This is a genomic window from Acidithiobacillus sp. M4-SHS-6, assembly GCF_047421495.1.
Taxonomy (GTDB): Bacteria; Pseudomonadota; Gammaproteobacteria; order Acidithiobacillales; family Acidithiobacillaceae; genus Acidithiobacillus.
On sequence record NZ_CP175559.1, the window covers coordinates 2,245,907 to 2,264,467 of the forward strand.

The window sequence follows — 18,561 nt, forward strand, 5'->3', positions numbered from 1 at the left end:
CGTCTGCCAAAGCCACGAAGCAGGCGAACACCCGGCGGCGAATGTCTTGGCTGACGTGCTCCCGCAGGTAGCGGTCGAATGGCGCGGAATGAGAAAAAACTATTTTTTCTTCATCAGAAGCACGATGATCATTACTGCCAGAAAACTCCAGAATAAAAAGGTAAAAGCATCCAGAATGCCGCGCATTGCGGCGTGTTGTACCAGCACCTTTCCCAATACCTGCCAGGCCAGCTTTCCCTGTGTCAGACCTGCGGCATCAAGATACTGGGGGAGTGCCCTGTTGAAGGGATTGATGTGACCGCCCATCTGATTCCAAGCCTCCTGGGCCTCTTCGGTCATAATGGTGGAGATGATGGCAATGCCTACGGAACCGCCCAAGTTACGCATCAAGTTGAAAATACCGCTTCCCTCCGGAGTTTCTGCCTTACTGAGCGTCGTAAAGGCCAGCGTAAAAAGTGGTATGGAAATCATGCCGAGACCCAGCCCCCGGATGACCCCTGGCCAGATAACCCAGGCCGGACTGATTTGCAGGTTGTACAAGAGGCTCAACCAAGTGCCGGTAGCCCCCAAAAAAATGCCTGACATAATCATCAAACGCGGGTTGAAGCCCCGATTGAGCAGGTGCCCTGCCACCCACATGGAGATCCAGGAGCCAATGCCTTGGGGTGCCATGACCAAACCCGCTGTTTGGGGTTCATAGCCCATGTAGTCCTGTAGATAAATGGGCAGAATGACCATGGTTCCATAAAGCGCCAGCCCGAATAACCCTATACCCGCGCTACCCAGTGTTAATGAACGGTCCTTGAGTAGCCGTAAATTTACCAAAGGATGGGGGGTGCTGAGCGAACGAATGACAAACAAGAAAATACCGACACCCGCGAATAAAAGCAGAATGATGATGAAATCTGAACTGAACCAGTCATCCTGATCGCCCAAACTGAGCATCATCTGCAGTGCCCCGAGCCCAATCGTCATCCAGAGAAATCCCAACCAATCTATGGGACGTGGCGAGTCACTTTTACCAAAAGCAGGAACATAAATCAGCAACATGCTGAAGGCGATAATACCGATCGGTATATTGACATAGAAACACCAGCGCCAGGAAAGCTGTTCCGTGAGATAACCGCCGAGAACCGGACCGACAATTGGGCCGAGCATCGTACCCATACCTAAAGTGGCCATGGCTATCCCACGTCTTTCCCGAGGGTATGCTTCCACCAGAATCGCTTGCCCCACCGGCACCAGTGAGGCCCCCAGGGCACCCTGCATAAAACGCCAGAACACAATTTCTGTGAGGCTGTGGGATTGCCCACTCATGATCGAACACAGCAGAAACCCGGCGACACTCCATAAAATGAGTTGTCGTTGCCCGAAACGCTCGACTAACAACCCGGTCAATGGCGTGACAATGACCATGGCCAGCATGTAAGTAGTTAATGCCCAGGTAATTTGGTTGGCATTCGCATGCAGCGAGCCCTCCATGTGAGGCAGGGCAACATTGACAATGGTGATGTCCAGAACATTCATCACAATGCACGCCATTACCGCAATGGTAATAGCGAGAACATGCGGATTTCCAGAGGAAGCGGAGTCGGTGCTCATGCGCTTATCGTGCAAACTTTGTATCTGTTCAGAATGATCGCCTTAAAAAATGTTCATCGCGATAAAAGCACTTTGGTTCTTGCACCCTGGCATACACTCTCAGCAACGCTACCCATGAGGAAATGGTCCAGCCCCCGTCGTCCGTGGCTGCCGATCACGATCAAGTCTGCTGGCCAGATATGGGCCTCTTCAAGAATAAGTTCGCTGACGCGACGTCCGCCGACATCCGTTTGCCGCAGCCTTGTTTGCGTCCGTAAACCGGCCGCGGTGGCGCGGGCGAGCAGATGGTCAAGAATTTCCTGACCTGCAGCCATGAGAAAATCGATAGATTCCGGCGTGGCAAAATATTGCCCAAATATATCAACGACATGTACAATTCTTAATTCAGCATCTTGTTCTTTGGCAAGTTGAATAGCGGTCGCTTCTGCCGAAGCCGAAGCTGCACTACCATCTGCAGCGAGCAAAATATGTGCAAACATGGGTTGACCTCCTTTTATAGGGGAGTATGACAACGAATACCCGCCTCCACCTTGCGATCCACACCCCATGATTATTGCCATCAACATCATGGGGCTTAACATGCGCGCTTTTTATGGACGAGATTTCATGGCATAGAACTTGCGCTCAACAATCCGCGAGCGATTAAGCAATTTCTGCTTCAGATTTTTTAATGAATGCATCAGAAGCCTTGTACGATAACTCTATGATGCGATCGATTTTCTCCATTTCATCACGGAGAAAGAAAAGTGATAATTGTTCATTTTCCAGTAACTTAATAAAAATCTGGAAAGCTATATCGTTTCGCTCGAGTGTCACGATAAAATCTCCTTATTGAAATAACCGATAACCAGACAACACCTATCACCTCTCCTGCTGTGCAGGCACGGCACATGATGGATAAAAATCCTACATCCAGTGTAGTGCAAAACCCCAAAATCTGCGGTTGAATAGTGCGATCTGGTGCGCAAGTCGCCGTGGCCCGATTTTTCTGGTTTTTGTGGCTCCCCCTTAGCAATCCCGGGTTTTTAGTGAAGGAATCACTTGCGGCCGGCAAGTCCTAGATTTGCCGTTCTCCACTTCATGAACTACGCTGAATAGCATATCAGCTTCTGAATATAAGCCAATGGGAGTTGAAAGCTTAGACCGTTTTGAAGGGGGTTGGGGCATGAATAGCCACCAAGCGGCGGGGCATGGGGGCGTTGCCATCGACCGTGGCGCCGCCATTCACTATATCCGCGGCCGCCGCTGTCCCCAAGGGGGGTACTCCTTTTATCGCACCCCGGAATGGGGCGTTGAGGAGCCCAGCGCACCGGATACCTTCGCCGCACTGGATGCCCTTCGTTTACTGGGTGAGCCAGCCCAGGATGCCGAGCAAAGCGTTGCCTGGCTACAAAGCCTGCAAAACGGGAACGGCAGTTGGCCGACCCTCACTATTGCCTCAGCGGCAGATGCCGCCCTTGCTTTGCTCAATGGCACTCCCCGGCATGATCCGTCGTCCTGGCTGCGTGGGCAGTGGGCACATAGAGTGAAACGCAAAAGCAACCGAGCCTGGGAAGGCGCCTTGGTCGGCCTGCATCAGTTACTTCAACTTGTCCAGCACTACTTGCCCCAATTGCTGGTCGACGAGGGGAATGCCTTGTCCGTGATCCTTGCCCAGGCGCGTGATCCAAGTGGTGTCTGGAGCATTGATGGTCCCGATCTGGAAAGCACTTCTACGGCACTAGCCTTGGCAAACATGGCCCATTGGCCGCTACCCAATGTTTCGTCCGTGTCTGACTGGTGGCACCTTTGCGAAGACCCGATACTGGGTCTGCGGATGACCCCGACGGCTGGGCAGACCACGGCCGCCACCCTGCGCAGCGGGCTCGACATTGCGCTGAGCCTTGACCTGCACCCGCGCCACCCCCGTGCCATCGCCACCCAACTATACTTGATGCAACATCCATCGGGGGGATTTGGGGCGCGTCATCGCGCCCTCGCCACTCTGCAAGACACTCGGCAAGCACTTTGCGCTGTCGAGTCATTATCTCGACTGACAGGAGATTTATCATGAGTGAATACCAATACATCCGCTTCTTCAACGAACTCGGTATCGAAGACGTGCCCTTGGTCGGCGGCAAGAATGCCTCCCTGGGCGAGATGTATCGCAAACTGTCGGCGGAGGGGGTGCGCATCCCCAATGGCTTCGCCATTACCGCCCAGGCCTATACCCACATGCTCGACGAGGCCGGGGCCTGGGAGGCACTGCATCACGCCCTGGACGATCTCGACCCCGACGACGTGGCCGATCTGGCCCGACGGGGCAAGGAGGCTCGGGAAATCATCTACGGTGCGGGCTTGCCCAAGGATCTCGCCGCCGAAATCCTGTCCGCCTATCGCGTCCTGCAACAGGAATATGGGGACAGCTTGAGCCTTGCCGTGCGCAGCTCCGCCACCGCCGAGGACCTGCCCACGGCGAGTTTTGCCGGACAACAGGATACCTACCTCAACATCCATGGCGACGTAAGTCTGCTGGATGCCTGCCGTCGCGATTTTGCCAGTCTGTTCACCGACCGCGCCATCCATTATCGCGTCGACCAAGGCTTCGACCACTTCAAGGTGGCTTTGTCCATCGGCGTCATGAAGATGGTACGCTCCGACCTTGCCGCCGCGGGCGTTCTGTTCTCCCTGGACACCGAATCGGGCTTTCGTGACGCGGTATTCATCACGGCGTCCTATGGCCTGGGCGAAAATGTGGTCCAGGGCGCCGTGGATCCCGACGAGTTCTATGTCCACAAACCCACCTTTGCCGCTGGCCATCGCACCGTACTGCGCCGCAGTCTGGGCAGCAAGGCGATCAAAATGGTCTATGTGGAGGGCGAAACCCGCCAGACCACCCGCAACATCCCCACTCCCCAGCACGACCGTGAGCGCTATTGCCTGAGCGATGACGACGTCCTGCAACTGGCCGACTACGCCCTGGCCATCGAGAAGCACTATGGCCACCCCATGGACATCGAATGGGCCAAGGACGGCCTCGACGGTCAGCTCTACATCGTCCAGGCCCGGCCGGAAACCGTCGCCTCCCAACGCCAGACGAGCGTCCTGGAGACCCACGTCCTCGATGGCAAGGGCCAGGTCCTGGTCACCGGCCGCTCGGTGGGGGAAAAGATCGCCGCCGGTCGCGCCCACATCATTTCCGACCTGGCCCATCTGGCCGAATTCAAACCCGGCGAAGTGCTGGTCGCCGATACCACCACCCCCGACTGGGAACCCGTCATGAAAACGGCTTCGGCCATTGTCACCAACCGCGGCGGACGCACCTGCCACGCCGCCATCATCGCCCGCGAACTCGGCATCCCTGCTGTGGTGGGTACCGGCGAAGCCACCAGCACCATTGCCAGCGGCGATGCCGTGACCGTATCCTGCGCCGAAGGTGACACGGGGCGCATTTATGCGGGCGAAATCCCCTTCCATGTAGAGCGCGTCGAACTCGGCAACCTCCCGCGTCCAGCCACCGCCGTCATGATCAATCTGGGCAATCCCGAACTCGCCTTCAAGACCTCCTTCCTGCCCAATGATGGCATCGGTCTGGCGCGGATGGAGTTCATCATCAGTGAGTACATCAAGGCTCATCCCCTGGCCCTGCTCCACTCCGATAAAGTCAGCGATCCCGAGGAGCGCCGGAGTATTCAACGGCTGCTGCGCGGTTACGCCAATGGGGAAGCATTTTTCATCCAACGCCTTTCCGAAGGGATTGGCACCATTGCCGCAGCCTTCTGGCCCAAGCCGGTAGTCGTGCGGATGTCCGACTTCAAATCCAATGAATACGCCAGCCTTTTGGGCGGCACAGCCTTCGAGCCTGTCGAGTCCAATCCCATGCTGGGCTTTCGGGGGGCCTCCCGTTATGCCCATCCGGCTTATGCCGAAGGTTTTCGGCTCGAATGTCTGGCCATGAAACGGGTCCGCGAGGACATGGGCCTGAGCAATGTCATCCTGATGCTCCCCTTTGTGCGTCGCCTGGCCGAGGCCGACGATGTGCTGGCCAAGATGGCCGAATATGGCCTGAAACGCGGCGACAAGGGACTGCAGATTTATGCCATGTGTGAGATTCCCAATAACATCATTCTCATTGACCAGTTCGCCCAGCGCTTCGATGGCTTTTCCATTGGCTCCAATGACCTCACCCAGCTCACCCTGGGGGTTGATCGCGATAGCGAAATCGTCGCCTTCGACTATGACGAGCGCGACGATGGGGTCAAGGAAATGATCCGTCTGGCGGTGCAGGGCTGCCGGCGCAACCGCATCCACTCCGGGCTCTGCGGCCAGGCTCCCTCGGACTATCCGGAAATGGCCGAGTATCTGGTGGAGCTGGGAATCGACAGTATCAGTCTGAACCCTGACTCAGTCCTAGCCAGCACCCAACATATTTTGGAGGTGGAAAAGCGGCTGGGACGCAGTAAAAGCCAGTAAACCCGATACCATTCGGTATGAAGGGGGACGGCATCCCCCGTCAACATGGTCCAGCCTGTGCGCTGAACGCAGAAGCCATTATGGGGGATACCGTGATCCGCAGAATTTGGCTCGACCCGCGCTCCAGGTCGAGCTTGTCACAGGTCATCATGTTCACATGGCGTTCAATGCCTTGCTGTGAAAGCGTATCCACTTCCCTCCAGCGCGCGGCAACCCGGCGTTCCGTCTTGTAGGCATTGCCAATACAAAGACACAGCGCGCATCAAAAAGCGGACAATCCATCGTCACCAAGACGCTTTAATTATTGGTGGGTTGCCCTTTCTTATGGAAATTCACGCCCCACCCCCACCTTCACTCCAGATTTCCGCCTGGGCTCGGGAAACCAGCGGCGCCGCAAAACGACAGATATTTTTACCCCCTTTGGGAGTGGGCACCTTCAGCAAGGTCCCCGAGTCAATATCTTGCGGGTTACGCAGTTGATTGATATCCATCAGATGGGCGACTGAACTATGATACTGACGGGCAATTTCTGCGAGATTTTCCCCCCGTTGAATGGTAATGCGCATGATGGGCCCATGCTGACAGGCGGGCGCTACATCCATTTCCTGCAAGGCATGGCGCATGGTCACCCGAAATACGGGCGCTGCTTCAATCCCTCCAAAATTCCACTGGATATGACTACCGCGCAAGGAAACGGCCATGACCAGTTGGGGATGATTGCCGGGGGCGAAACCCACAAAGGTGGCATTGGTGGTGTGCCCATAAAATCCGCCGTGACCATTGGCCATATCGGCCGTACCCGTCTTGCCCGCCACATGATAGCCGTCAATGGCGGCCAATATCCCGGTGCCTCCCGGTTCGGCCACGCTTTGCAACCAGACCCGGAGTTTTCTCGCCACCCAGGCGGGCATGATTCTGGTGGCTACGGGCGCTTGTCCCATCACCAATTCTGGACGCAAATGATAACCGCCATTGGCAAATGCCGCATAAGCATCGGCTAATTGCAGAGTGGTGACACTGACTCCGTAACCCAAGGCAATGGTGGCATGCCGGGCCAGACTCCAGTTCCGCCAGTCCGGCAGCACGCCCGCCGTGGCGTCCACAAAACCCAGATCCGGCTTGCGCCCGAATCCGGCGCTGCGATACATGTGGTAAATGATCTGCTCCGGAGTCTTGAGGGCAATTTTGGAGGCCCCGATGCAACTGGAATATTTGAGGATTTTTTCAATGCTCAGAATGTGATGGCGGACATCGTCGGTAATGGCATAACCATCCACCATCAGGGGATGAAACACGTTGAAGCGGGCGTCTGGCTGCACACTGTGACTGGCCAGTGCCGCCGCCACCACAAAGGGTTTCATGACAGAACCCGGCTCAAAGGCCTGATGCACGGCATTATTGGTATAATCGGCGGGATTCGTACAGGAACCCAAGGCGTTGGGATTGCAACTGGGAGCACTGGCCATGGCCAGGATCTGCCCGGTATGGACATTCATGATCACCGCCGAGCCATCCTTGGCATGAAAATGATGCAGCGAACGCGCCAGGGTAATATAAGCCCAATACTGCATCTGAGGGTTGATCGTCAGCCGCAAGGCATGCCCAAAATGGGCCAGTCGTTGCACCTTGGCCACATGCACAATTTGTCCGTGCCCATCCACCAGCGCCAACTCCCGGCCAGGGCGCGCCCTGAGCCAGGCATTGTATCCCCGCTCCAGACCCGAAGCCCCCTGATGGGATTCGTCCACCAGTCCCAGCAAGGGGGTCGTCACCGCCCCCAGCGGATAATAGGTTCTACTGGTATTCCGCACATAAATCCCCGGTACCTGCAGCTTTTGCAACGCTGCGCCAATGGTCGGGGCAACCTGACGTTCGATATAGGCATAATCGGCCCCGCCGCTGGCCACCCGCCGGGCAAAACCCGCACGAGAAAGATGCAGCGCATGACTGAGCGCCGCCCACTGGGCACGGTGTTTCTCCAGAATGGCCGGGTCAGCCCAGATGGTCACCGCATGCACATTCACCGCCAGGGGTTGACCGTTACGGGCGGTGATGATTCCCCGGCTGGCGGGTAAAGGTACGGAACGCAGATAACGCATCTGCCCTTGCTGGCGCAAAGTGGACTGGTCCAGCAGCTGCAGATAAATGTCGCGCGGCAGCATGACCGCAAAAGTCAGCAGCAAGACCACAATCACTAGACGCGCGCGTCCCGCCGGAAGATATTTCACCGGTCTGTTCATGGGGTATACCGTTCACGGACAAGCAATCGTTTTACCTGAAAAAATGAATAACCCTTCAAGGCCAGCAGGCGTGGAAGACACGCTATGGTTGTGGCCTGAAAAGCTGCCAGCCTACTGCCGAAACGAGGGTCATCAAGAATATCTCGCTGCATAAGCCTAATATGATATGTAAGCTTTGGGAAAGTTCCATTCACGCACCTTGCCGCAACTTCAGCAAGAAATGGATTACAAGGTGCCTGCAAGAGGATAGAGAACCCCGCCCCGGTCGTTTTCCACTGAAAGAAGTGCGACCTGGAGGCCGTATGATAGGGAATCCTCTTAATGCAACGATCTACTGGTCCTTCGGAGCGGGATGGTCCAAGCAAATATTGCTGCCCAGCGTGGGGCGTGAACCCCAGTGGAAATCTTCGAAATGGCGAACGGAATTCACTGCTTCAAGCACCGGAGACTTCCGCGAAAAAGAAGCCGCCGGAAGCCCTCTCAAACCTTGGGAACGGCCTGAGCCAGGGGCCGCCACTGGAGATGGTGGAACATCTCCAGATAACGCTGGGATTCCTCCCGGTCCATGCGCTGCACGTATCTCCAAAAACCATAGATGCGCGCCAGGGTCATCATGCGGCTCGCATACCGGCTCCAGGTGTAGTGTTGAGCCACGCGCTCCAGGGCGGCCTGGGACACGGCTTCCCAGGCATTCCCTTGCTCCGGCTGGAGGAAGTCGGCGATCCGTTCCGCCATCCCCCGGCCGTCGTTGGGATCGATATGGAACCCGGACACCCCCTCTTCGATGATCTCCAGGGGGCCGCCGAAACGGGTGGCGAAAACCGGCAGCCCGCAACTCATGGCCTCGATGATGGTGAGCCCGAAGGCCTCGAAGAGGGCCGGCTGGACGAAGACCCCCCGCTGATCGGCGATGAAGCGGTAGAGCTCGCCGGCGAAATTCTTGTCCAGGAGCATGCCGATCCACCGCATTTCCCCATCCAGGCCATAACGGTCCATGATGGCGTGCATGCGCTCGATCTCCTGTCGCTCTTCGAGATCGACGGAGTGCTCCGGGTCCACATGACCGGCGACGATCACCAGGTTGGCGAGGCCGCGCAGGCGTTCCGAGGCCCCGAAGCATTCGGCCAGCCCCGTGAGATTCTTGATCCGGTCCAGGCGCGCCATGCTGAAAATGACGGGTTTATGGGGATCCCGCAGAACCCCGCGCCGGTCCGCCCCCGTATCCACCCCGAACAGCAGGGCCTCCATCTCATCGTGCAGAAAGCGCAGACGCCTGCCCTCGTCGGTATAAGGGAAGTAATAATCCGGATCGGCGCCGGGGGAAACGATGTTGAACTTGGGGTCATAGACGTCCATACCGTTCAGCACCCGATACAGCCCTGGCAAGGTGTAGGCCTGATGACTCTCGTACTGACCGATGCTCGTCGGGGTACCGGCGATCTCCTGGTAGGTGCTGGTAATGATGATGTCGGCGGTGTTCATGCCGATGAGGTCGGCGGTGTACTGGCAGGCGAAGTGGTGCTCCGCCTCGTGGTCCCGCCAGTACAGGTCGGACAGGAGATACTTGGTCTTTTCCAGGGCGTGGGCGATGTTACACTGGGTGACGCCCAGCCGGTTGCTCAGGATGGAGGCGACCAGATTGCCGTCCGAGTAATTGCCGACGATGAGGTCCGGGGTGCCGCCGAACTCGGCCAGGACTTCCCGTTCCAGGTCTCCGGCATAGCGTTCGAGATAAGGCCAAAGCTCGAAACGCGAGACCCAGTGGGGCAGGATCTCGCCGCTCTCGCGCCGGAAGGGGACGCGCAGTATCTGGACATTCTTCGTGCCGTTGACCGCCTCCAGCCGCTCGCCGCAGGTGGTGCCTTCCGCCTCCGGGATGAGGCGGGTGGCGATGAGGACGCGCGGCACGATATCCTCCACCCCCTGCTCCATGAGCCGTTGCTTCATCTCCCGCTCCAGGGCCCGGACCTGGTCCAGGATGTAGACCACCTGGCCGCCCGTATCGGGCCGCCCGAGTACGCGATCCTGGGCGAACCAGCCGTGGACGGAGACGATGAGCACCCGCGAGATCATGGGGATGCGGTCGAGAAAGGCGGAAAAGATCTCCGGCGACGGGGCCTCCAGGATGTCCATCAGCATCCGTATGGTCTCCCGCGCCCGCCCCGCCGTGTTTCCCCAACCCGGCGCAAATCCCAGCCGCGCCAGGTCGCCGGCGATGCTGGCCCAGGGGGTATCGGCGGGCATGCGGCGCAGGGTTTGCACGGCCTGGCGCAAGCCCTCGTAATCCGGCGGGGCACCCAGCAGCATGAGGGGTTGGCCGTCGAGCTTGTGCAGGGTCAGAAAGTTCAGCAGGCGACGCCCGCCGTCTTCCAGATTGTTGAACAGGTGGCCCGCCAGTTGGCGATTCATGTAGATGAGTCCCTGGCCGATGGATTCCTCGTCCCGCAGCCGGAACTGGCCCCGGTTGAAGGGACCGAAATCCACGGTGAGCACGGGCTCGTGCAGATCGGGGTACACGCATTGCTCCCTGAAGTGCAGGTAATCCTCCACGCCCACCTCGTCGAGGCTCAGTTGCTCCAGATGGATGCGCAGATAAGACCAGCGTCCCGGCCCCAGGCGGAGGGCGAAATAGATCCGGCCGTCGGCGAAGGTGGCCTCCTGCACCTGACGGAAAAAGGCCTGTATCTCCACCTGCCTGGCCAGGACCGCGCAGTGTTCCCGTTGGCAGAACTCGTCGAACCCCCGCTGCAGATCCGTCTGCAAAAGGAAAACCCGACCCTGCCCCGCCAGGCTCCGCAACAGTCCATACGCCAGTTGCCGTCGCTCGGCGAGAAAGCGGCGAATAACCTCGATCATTTCTCCTCCTTCCCCTCTCCAAACCCGGAGTGGGCAATCTCCTCCAGAATCCCATGGGCATGACCGGCGGCCGCAAAATAGACGCGAGGGGCACCGCGCAGATGGACCAGCCCCGGGCTGTGATTGACGATGATCACGCCCAGCGTCACTCCCCGCATCATTTCCCGGTCATTGCCCGAATCCCCCGCCACCAGGAAGGCCCCCAGAGGACTCCCCACTTGAAGGCCAGAAAGTGCAGTCCGTGGTCTTTGGAGGCCCGAACGGGAATGATACCGAGAAACCCCCCATGGGGATAGACCACATTCACGACCAACTGGTGCAGGGCACTTGACCCTGGGCAGCAGATACAAGGGAAGATGCCCGGCCCAGCGATCATCCCCTGGGCAACATCTCTTCAAGCTTGAAACCGCCCATTCTTTGGTCTATGCCTTAATGTGGCACTGGCAGCCAGAGAGGCGTTCGCCGAGTTGGCAACACACCATCAGGGTACTGACCGCACAAAGGAAATGTTCTATGCCTATTATTTATTAGGAGGTGTTATCATGAAAACCATGGCTATCATCATTCAGAAAGATGCTTACGATTTAATCCTGACGGGTTTGGCATTTGCTTATTTAGGTACAGCGATCTACGATCAGGTAGATATCTTGTGCGTCAACTGGGCAGTGAAACTCTTATCTAAGGATGGAATAAAAACAAAATTGGATCATCAGGATGCTTCTTTGGAAAAAATCAAGGAAAACGTGGCCAAGGCAGGGCTGCCCACTGATTTGTACGAAATTGTAAAGGCCTTGAAGGGTACCGGTAAAGTACACTTTTACGGCTGTTCTTTGGCAGCGGCGATTTTTGAGGTTGATAAAAAAGATTTAGTGCCAGAGGCGGATGAAATAGTCGGAGCCACGTGGTTTCTTACGGAAAAGGCCGAGCAAGCGACTATTTTCATGCAATATTAAAAATAATTCACGCAAATTATAGGCAGTTTGTGCTCCAGTGGCAACCCGCGGGATTATTTGTGCGTGAATTTTTCTGAAAAGAGTGTGCTCAAATAAAAAGTTGCCAGCACCTCCTCAATTGGCATACGCTGAACACATGATACAAGCATTTCGCCAATACTTCCGCTGGCTGGCATTGTTGTCCTTGTTCCTCTTGGGAACCTGGATAAGCAATACCGCAGTGGCCATGCCACTCGGCGTTGCCTGCGTTGGCATGCCCATGGCAGACATGCCTTGTTGTCAGGACAATCCAGGCATGGACATGGGTTCTCATTGCGGAATGATGAATCATTCATGCATGGCCCTCTGCGCCGAAACACATGCACCGGGAGGATTACGCTTCCAGGGGTTATCCTTCCCGGAACCAGTTTGGGTAGGTTCGGCGATAAGGTTTATTCCCCAATATGTTGGAAAGGCGCAACCTGGTCTTTATCTCCTACAGCCTGCTTATCACCCCCCGCCACTCCTGACTGTCCGTTTAACCATTTAAGTTCTCCTGAGCACGCAGGCACGCCTTTTCCCAAAGGCAGTTTGTCATGGGTTTGCTATGGAGAAATTGGTTATGGACATCCATCTATTGGGACCATTCACCATCCTCGCCTGGAACAGAATTCAGATCTTGGCAGGGATGTTGATACTTTTTGTCACCGCCACAGCCTGTGGCGCTCCGCTACTAACTTTACCGGAAGCGGAAAGCATTGCCTTACGTCAAAACCCCGACCTCGGCGCCTTGACGCAAAAAATTGCTGAACTCAAACACAAAGCCGTGGCAGTAGCGCAACTGCCTGATCCAAACCTTGAACTTGGCGCCGCCAATCTACCCCTCAACAGTTTTTCCATGAACCAGCAACAGATGAGCATGTTGACCGTTGGGCTCAGTCAGACTTTCCCCTCTTTCGGGAAACTGGGATTGGAAGGACAACAAACGAGAGAACAAGTGCTGGCCGCCAAAGACACGCTGCAGGGGCAGTCCGCCGAGTTGGTGTTATTGTTGCGCCGAGCCTGGCTGCAAACCCTCTATGTCGAAAATGCCATAGTCATCGTCCGGCATCAGGAACAATTGCAGTCAGAGAGTGTGCAAGCGGCACTGACGCTTTATCGATCCGCCCAGGGATCCGAGGCCGATGTACTGCGGGCGCAATTGGCGCGCGATAATCTAGCCAATAAAATAAACAAACTACAAGCGGAACAGGAGAGCTTTCTGGCACAAATTGCCCAGATTCTGAATCTGTCGAAGCCTCCCTCCATACAAAATCAATGGCCTGTTCTGCCTTCACCCAAAACGCTCAACACTGCTGAAGCCGATCTTTTGGGGCAGCCGCTCCTACGCTCTGCGCAGGCACAAACACGCGCAGATCAAATGGGCGTACAGATCGCCAAACGCGGTTATTGGCCGAATGTCACCGTCAGCGTCGGGTATGGCCAGGACTTTCATCCGGGCAGCCCAAACTGGTTATCCGTGGGCGTGAACTTGAGCCTGCCCCTCTTTCCAGAAGATCGCCAGGATCAGGATGTAGACGCGGCCCGTGCCAAAGCGCTACAGGCACAATACCACTATGACGATCAGCATTTGGCACTGATGGCACAGCTGCGTACCGCATTTGCTCAATACACGGCCTTTAAACAGGAGTGGGCACGCAACAATCAGCGTCTGTCACCCATGGCACAGAAAGCTTTTTCCGCCACATTGACGGCATATGTGACGGGACGAGCCCATCTTGATGCCGTCCTACATGCTCAGAGGGATGTGCTGGATGATGCCCTAGCTGGCCTGCAGTATAAACGCGACATGGCCCTCAGCATCGCCGAACTGGATTTCCTCACCACCGAAGAGGGAACACGCTCATGAATACCCGCAACTGGATTATCCGCATGGGCTTACTGGGGTGTGGAGTCATCCTTGGGGCAGGAGGGGTTTGGTGGCTACGAAGCCCCAGCATTGCGCCGGCCGTCCAAAAAATCCTGCCTCAATCTTCAAGTAGCACGTCCAGTAAACAGCGTATTCTCTATTGGGCGTCTCCCATGAATCCCAAAATTCATTCGAGCCATCCCATGAAGGACAACATGGGAATGGCCTATATTCCGGTCTATGCCCCGAGATCCAGTGCGCACAGGGCCACAGGGCTCAGCATTAATCCTCGTATGACGCAAAATCTGGGCGTGCGCATCGTGAAGGTCCAGAACCGGCAGATGGGACATGCCATACACACGGTGGGGACTGTCGTTGTCGATGAAAATCATGTGTACGCTGTCAATCCGCGCTTCTCGGGCTGGGTAGAACAGATGTACGTCCGGGCCGTGGGTGATTCCGTTCAAAAAGGCCAGGTACTGGCCAAGATTTATTCTCCAGAGTTATATAGTGCAGAACAGGAATATCTCATTGCACGTCGTTTACAGGGTACGACGGCAGATCCGGCACTCGTGGCTGCCGCTCAGGCGAAGTTGCAACTGTTGGGGGTACCGAAAGACGAGATAGTCGCCCTGGCTCAACGCGGCAAGGCCAAGCGGGATATCCCACTCATCGCACCGGCTTCGGGCGTAGTTGAAAAGCTGAATATACATCCAGGGAGTCACCTCTCGCCACAGACAAATCCTTATGAAATCGCCAATCTCCATCGGGTCTGGGTGAATGTGGCGGTCTATGCCTACCAACTGCCCTGGATCGCCATCGGTAACCCCGTGCGCCTCCGTCTGCCAGCCTATCCCGACCATTCCTGGAAAGGACATCTACGCTTTCTGTATCCGACCATTAACCCCCAAAACAGGACGGTTACGGCGCGGCTGAGCTTTACCAATACCGATGGAAAATTACGCCCTGGCAGCTACGCCGATGCCACCATTTTAGCCAGTCCCCGGGAGGCCCTGGCGGTGCCCAGCAGTGCCGTACTGCATACCCGTCAGGGGAATTATGTCATGTTGCGTGAGAATGATGGGCATTTCCTGCCCGTACAAGTTGCTCTAGGGCCAGAGGCCGATGGATGGGTAGCTATCAATAAAGGTCTGAAGCTGGGGGATCGGGTTGTCGTGAGTGCCCAGTTCCTGCTCTATTCTGAATCGCAGTTTCAATCTGTAAAGGCACGGATGCTGGGGAGCAGTGACGCCACCATGAATTCTGGGCGACCCACCGTGAAGCGAGACCAATCTGCTCCAGTACCGAAAAGTCCCGCGAAGGCCGCGAATAAGGGAATGGCTCATATGCCTATGGGGAGTAACCCCCATGATTAAGGCCGTTATGCGTTTTTGCCTCGATAACCCCCTGCTGGTCACCATTGGCAGTTTGATCGTGATCGTGTTGGGGGTGCTGTCCATCCAGCAGATTCCGCTGGAAGCGCTTCCCGATATTTCCCCGACCCAGGTCATTGTGAAAACCAGTTATCCAGGGCAGGCACCACAAATCATTCAGGATCAGGTCACCTACCCTCTGGAGACGACTTTGCAGGAAGTGCCTGGAGCACAGGCCGTGCGTGGATATTCCATGTTCGGTGACTCTTATGTCTATGTGCTTTTCAAGGCAGGGACCTCGATTTTTCAGGCGCGCAATCTGGTCTTGCAATATCTCAACCAGGCCCAAAGTCAGCTACCGGCTGGTGTAACGCCCGCCTTGGGACCCAATAGCTCAGGCGTGGACTGGGTTTATGAATATGCGCTCACTGACCCCAGCGGAACACTCAACCTCGCCCAACTCACCACCTTACAGAACTGGTTTTTGAAATTTGCCTTGCAGGGGATTCCAGGCGTAGCCCAGGTGGCGACCGTGGGTGGGATGGAGCAGGAATATCAAGTGGTCGTACATCCCGATCGCCTGCTGGCCTACAAGATTACGCTGCCTCAGGTAGAGGCGGCTATCCGTGTGGCTAATGGTGAAACCAGTGGTTCTGTTGTCGATATGGGAGAATCTCGGTATATCGTGCGCACCTCCGGCTACATCCACTCCCTTCAGGATTTGCGACAGATTCCGCTCCGTGTCCGTGACGGAGTACCGATAACCCTGGATCAAGTGGCACGAGTGCAATTTGGGCCGGTCCTGCCCAGTGGCATTGCCGAGCTTAATGGGCAGGGGCAAGTAGTAGGTGGCATCGTCATGATGAATCAGGGCGGAAATGCGAATGCCCTCATTGAGAAAGTACAGCAGAAACTCAGCCATCTGCGGGCCTCTCTACCACCGGGAGTAAAGTTGGTGACTACTTATAGTCAGCGACCACTGATCCAGCGCAGTATCCAGACACTCAGCGGCAAGCTGCTCGAAGAATGTATCGCCGTTATGCTGGTGACCATGCTGTTTTTGTTGCGCATGCGTTCTGCCCTGGTCGTGCTGGTTGCCCTACCCATAGGTATTCTTGGGGCTTTTGTGGTGATGTATGGACTGGATATCCCGGCCAATATCATGTCTCTCGGCGGTATTGCCATTGCCATCGGCGTCATGGTCGATGCTCCTGTGGTCATGATCGAAAACATGCATAAACACATGGAAAAAGGCGATAACATCAATCCTTGGCAGACAGCGGGGATCGCGGCGATGGAAGTTGGCCCTGCCCTGTTTTTCTCCTTGTTGATCATCGCGGTTTCCTTTTTGCCCATATTTGCTTTGGGTGGACAGGAGGGGAAACTCTTTGCGCCGCTCGCTTTTACCAAAACCTTCGCCATTACTACTGCTGCGATTATTGCTATCACGCTCGTTCCCGTACTCATGGCCTGGTTGATTCGCGGCAACATTCCACCTGAACGGAAAAATCCCATAAACCGCTTTTTGGCGGCCATTTATCGGCCTGTCATCCAAGCCGTATTGCGTTCGCCCTGGTGGGTGCTGATCGGCGCAGCGCTCGTCGCAGCAACCCTGGTTTTCCCTTGGCAAAAACTGGGTACGCAGTTGATGCCACCGCTGAATGAGGGAACCCTGCTTTATATGCCCGTGACGCAGAACCCGGCTATTTCTTATGGGGAAGCAGCGGCTTTATTACAACTGACAGACCGCATCATCAAAACATTTCCAGAAGTCAAAACCGTGTTTGGTGAAGCCGGGCGGGCGCAGACAGCGACGGATCAGTCCCCGATTTCCATGTTTGATACCGTGATCACCCTTAAACAGCCCGATCATTGGCCTGCTCACATGGGTTTGGACAAACTCCGTAAGCAATTGAATCAGGCTCTCCAGATTCCCGGCCTCAGCAACAACTGGACGCAACCGATTAAAGGGCGTGTGGACATGCTGACCACGGGCCTGCAGACGCCCCTTGGCCTCAAGATCACCGGTCCCGGTATAAACACACTCGGTCTTTTGGGGCAAAAAGTGCAGGCGGTGTTGCAGCAGGTGCCAGGGACAGAAACTGCCTATGCGGCGAGAGTGAGCGGTGGTCGTTATATTGTCATTCATAGCAATCGTATAGCGGCCGCACGCTATGGCATTTCCGTGGAAGACATCAATCGCCTCGTGGAAACCGCTATCGGGGGCAAAGTGCTGACCACGGCAGTCCAGGGGGTGCAACGTTTTCCGGTAAACTTACGCTATCCCCGAGATCGTCGGCAGTCGCTGCAGGCCTTGATGGAGAGCCGGATAGCCGCTCCAGATGGTGCGCAAATTCCACTGGCGCAATTGGCGCGCATAGAAATGGTCAACGGCCCTGCCATGCTCACCAGTGATAACAGTCAGCTGAATAGCTGGGTCACCATTGATCTGAAACAGGGGACCAGTATGGGCACTTATGTGTCAGCAGCAAAACGCTTGCTTGCCCGTAAAGTCCATTTACCACCTGGCTATACCCTTGCCTGGGTCGGTGCCTATCGAAGTATGCAAAGAGCCAATCAACGCCTACTCTTCCTGGTCCCCGCCGTCCTGTTGCTGATTGCCTTGTTGCTCTACTTTAATTTTCGTAATGTGGTCGAGGTGGCTATCGTCTTGGTTACACTGCCTTTTGCATTAGTGGGTGGGCTCTGGCTGGTGTATGCACTACATTACAAAATCTCCGTGGCGGTGGTGGTGGGATTTATTGCACTTGCCGGGGTAGCTGTGGAGTTCGGTGTAGTAATGCTCTTATATCTGGATCAAAGTCTACAGCGGCGCCGTGCCCGCGATGCCCTGCAAAACTGGCATGATCTGCAGCTCGCTATCATGGAGGGCAGCATGCTTCGTCTGCGTCCCCTTGTGATGACATTTACCCTGGTTGTCGGGGGCTTGTTGCCCATCATGCTGAGCAATGGTTCAGGTGCCGATATCATGAAGCGTATTGCCGCTCCGATGATCGGTGGCATGTTGAGTGCCACCCTGCTGGCATTGCTGGTCATTCCAGCACTATATGCCCTCTGGCAGAGGCGGCGTTTAAGATTGCGGTAAAATCCATAAAAGGAGAAAGCGTATGAACAAGGACGATTATTGAAATTGATCTTATCCGGGCTGTACGGTAACGGAGTAGCGTCTCATGCGG

11 protein-coding genes and 1 pseudogene are annotated in these 18,561 nt (G+C 56.0%); 6 read left to right on the forward strand and 6 right to left on the reverse strand.

The features are described from left to right. Positions 1-99 precede the first annotated feature (99 nt). The 3 genes from ACJU26_RS11660 to ACJU26_RS11670 all read right to left on the reverse strand — a co-directional run bounded on the left by ACJU26_RS11660 (position 100) and on the right by ACJU26_RS11670 (position 2,418). Positions 100-1,602 carry a DHA2 family efflux MFS transporter permease subunit gene (locus ACJU26_RS11660; RefSeq protein ID WP_414039816.1) on the reverse strand — a complete coding sequence of 501 codons (1,503 nt, stop codon included), beginning with the start codon at positions 1,600-1,602 and terminating at the stop codon, positions 100-102. Positions 1,603-1,655: 53 nt separating this feature from the next. Further along, positions 1,656-2,081, reverse strand: a complete 426-nt coding sequence (locus tag ACJU26_RS11665; protein WP_414039817.1) for a universal stress protein — start codon at positions 2,079-2,081, stop codon at positions 1,656-1,658. Between the two features lie 163 nt (positions 2,082-2,244). Continuing rightward, positions 2,245-2,418 (reverse strand): hypothetical protein, encoded by a 174-nt coding sequence (locus ACJU26_RS11670; protein WP_414039818.1) that lies wholly within the window; start codon positions 2,416-2,418, stop codon positions 2,245-2,247. Positions 2,419-2,767: 349 nt separating this feature from the next. On the opposite strand from ACJU26_RS11670, the gene ACJU26_RS11675 reads away from it, so the two are divergent. Next, complete coding sequence (locus ACJU26_RS11675) at positions 2,768-3,655, forward strand: prenyltransferase/squalene oxidase repeat-containing protein (RefSeq protein WP_414039819.1); 888 nt, start codon at positions 2,768-2,770, stop codon at positions 3,653-3,655. Beyond that, positions 3,652-6,054 carry a phosphoenolpyruvate synthase gene (gene ppsA / locus ACJU26_RS11680; protein WP_414039820.1) on the forward strand — a complete coding sequence of 801 codons (2,403 nt, stop codon included), beginning with the start codon at positions 3,652-3,654 and terminating at the stop codon, positions 6,052-6,054. Before ACJU26_RS11675 ends, ppsA begins: the two co-directional genes overlap by 4 nt. A gap of 332 nt (positions 6,055-6,386) precedes the next feature. Here ppsA and ACJU26_RS11685 read toward each other — a convergent pair whose 3' ends face one another. The 3 genes and pseudogenes from ACJU26_RS11685 to ACJU26_RS11695 all read right to left on the reverse strand — a co-directional run bounded on the left by ACJU26_RS11685 (position 6,387) and on the right by ACJU26_RS11695 (position 11,526). Further along, on the reverse strand, positions 6,387-8,294 hold the full coding sequence (locus tag ACJU26_RS11685) for a penicillin-binding transpeptidase domain-containing protein (RefSeq protein WP_414039821.1): 1,908 nt from the start codon (positions 8,292-8,294) through the stop codon (positions 6,387-6,389). A 480-nt stretch (positions 8,295-8,774) separates the two neighbouring features. Next, on the reverse strand, positions 8,775-11,150 hold the full coding sequence (locus ACJU26_RS11690; protein WP_414039822.1) for a sucrose synthase: 2,376 nt from the start codon (positions 11,148-11,150) through the stop codon (positions 8,775-8,777). Then, positions 11,147-11,526, reverse strand: a pseudogene (locus ACJU26_RS11695) (HAD family hydrolase). The gene ACJU26_RS11690 and the pseudogene ACJU26_RS11695 overlap by 4 nt, the downstream one beginning before the upstream one ends. A gap of 166 nt (positions 11,527-11,692) precedes the next feature. On the opposite strand from ACJU26_RS11695, the gene ACJU26_RS11700 reads away from it, so the two are divergent. The 4 genes from ACJU26_RS11700 to ACJU26_RS11715 all read left to right on the forward strand — a co-directional run bounded on the left by ACJU26_RS11700 (position 11,693) and on the right by ACJU26_RS11715 (position 18,470). Beyond that, positions 11,693-12,103: a hypothetical protein gene (locus ACJU26_RS11700; protein WP_414039823.1), complete on the forward strand. Its 411-nt coding sequence runs from the start codon at positions 11,693-11,695 to the stop codon at positions 12,101-12,103. A 667-nt stretch (positions 12,104-12,770) separates the two neighbouring features. Further along, on the forward strand, positions 12,771-13,991 hold the full coding sequence (locus ACJU26_RS11705; protein ID WP_414041975.1) for a TolC family protein: 1,221 nt from the start codon (positions 12,771-12,773) through the stop codon (positions 13,989-13,991). Then, positions 13,988-15,367: an efflux RND transporter periplasmic adaptor subunit gene (locus ACJU26_RS11710; RefSeq protein WP_414039824.1), complete on the forward strand. Its 1,380-nt coding sequence runs from the start codon at positions 13,988-13,990 to the stop codon at positions 15,365-15,367. Before ACJU26_RS11705 ends, ACJU26_RS11710 begins: the two co-directional genes overlap by 4 nt. Beyond that, positions 15,360-18,470, forward strand: a complete 3,111-nt coding sequence (locus tag ACJU26_RS11715) for an efflux RND transporter permease subunit (RefSeq protein WP_414039825.1) — start codon at positions 15,360-15,362, stop codon at positions 18,468-18,470. The genes ACJU26_RS11710 and ACJU26_RS11715 overlap by 8 nt, the downstream gene beginning before the upstream one ends. Positions 18,471-18,561 lie beyond the last annotated feature (91 nt).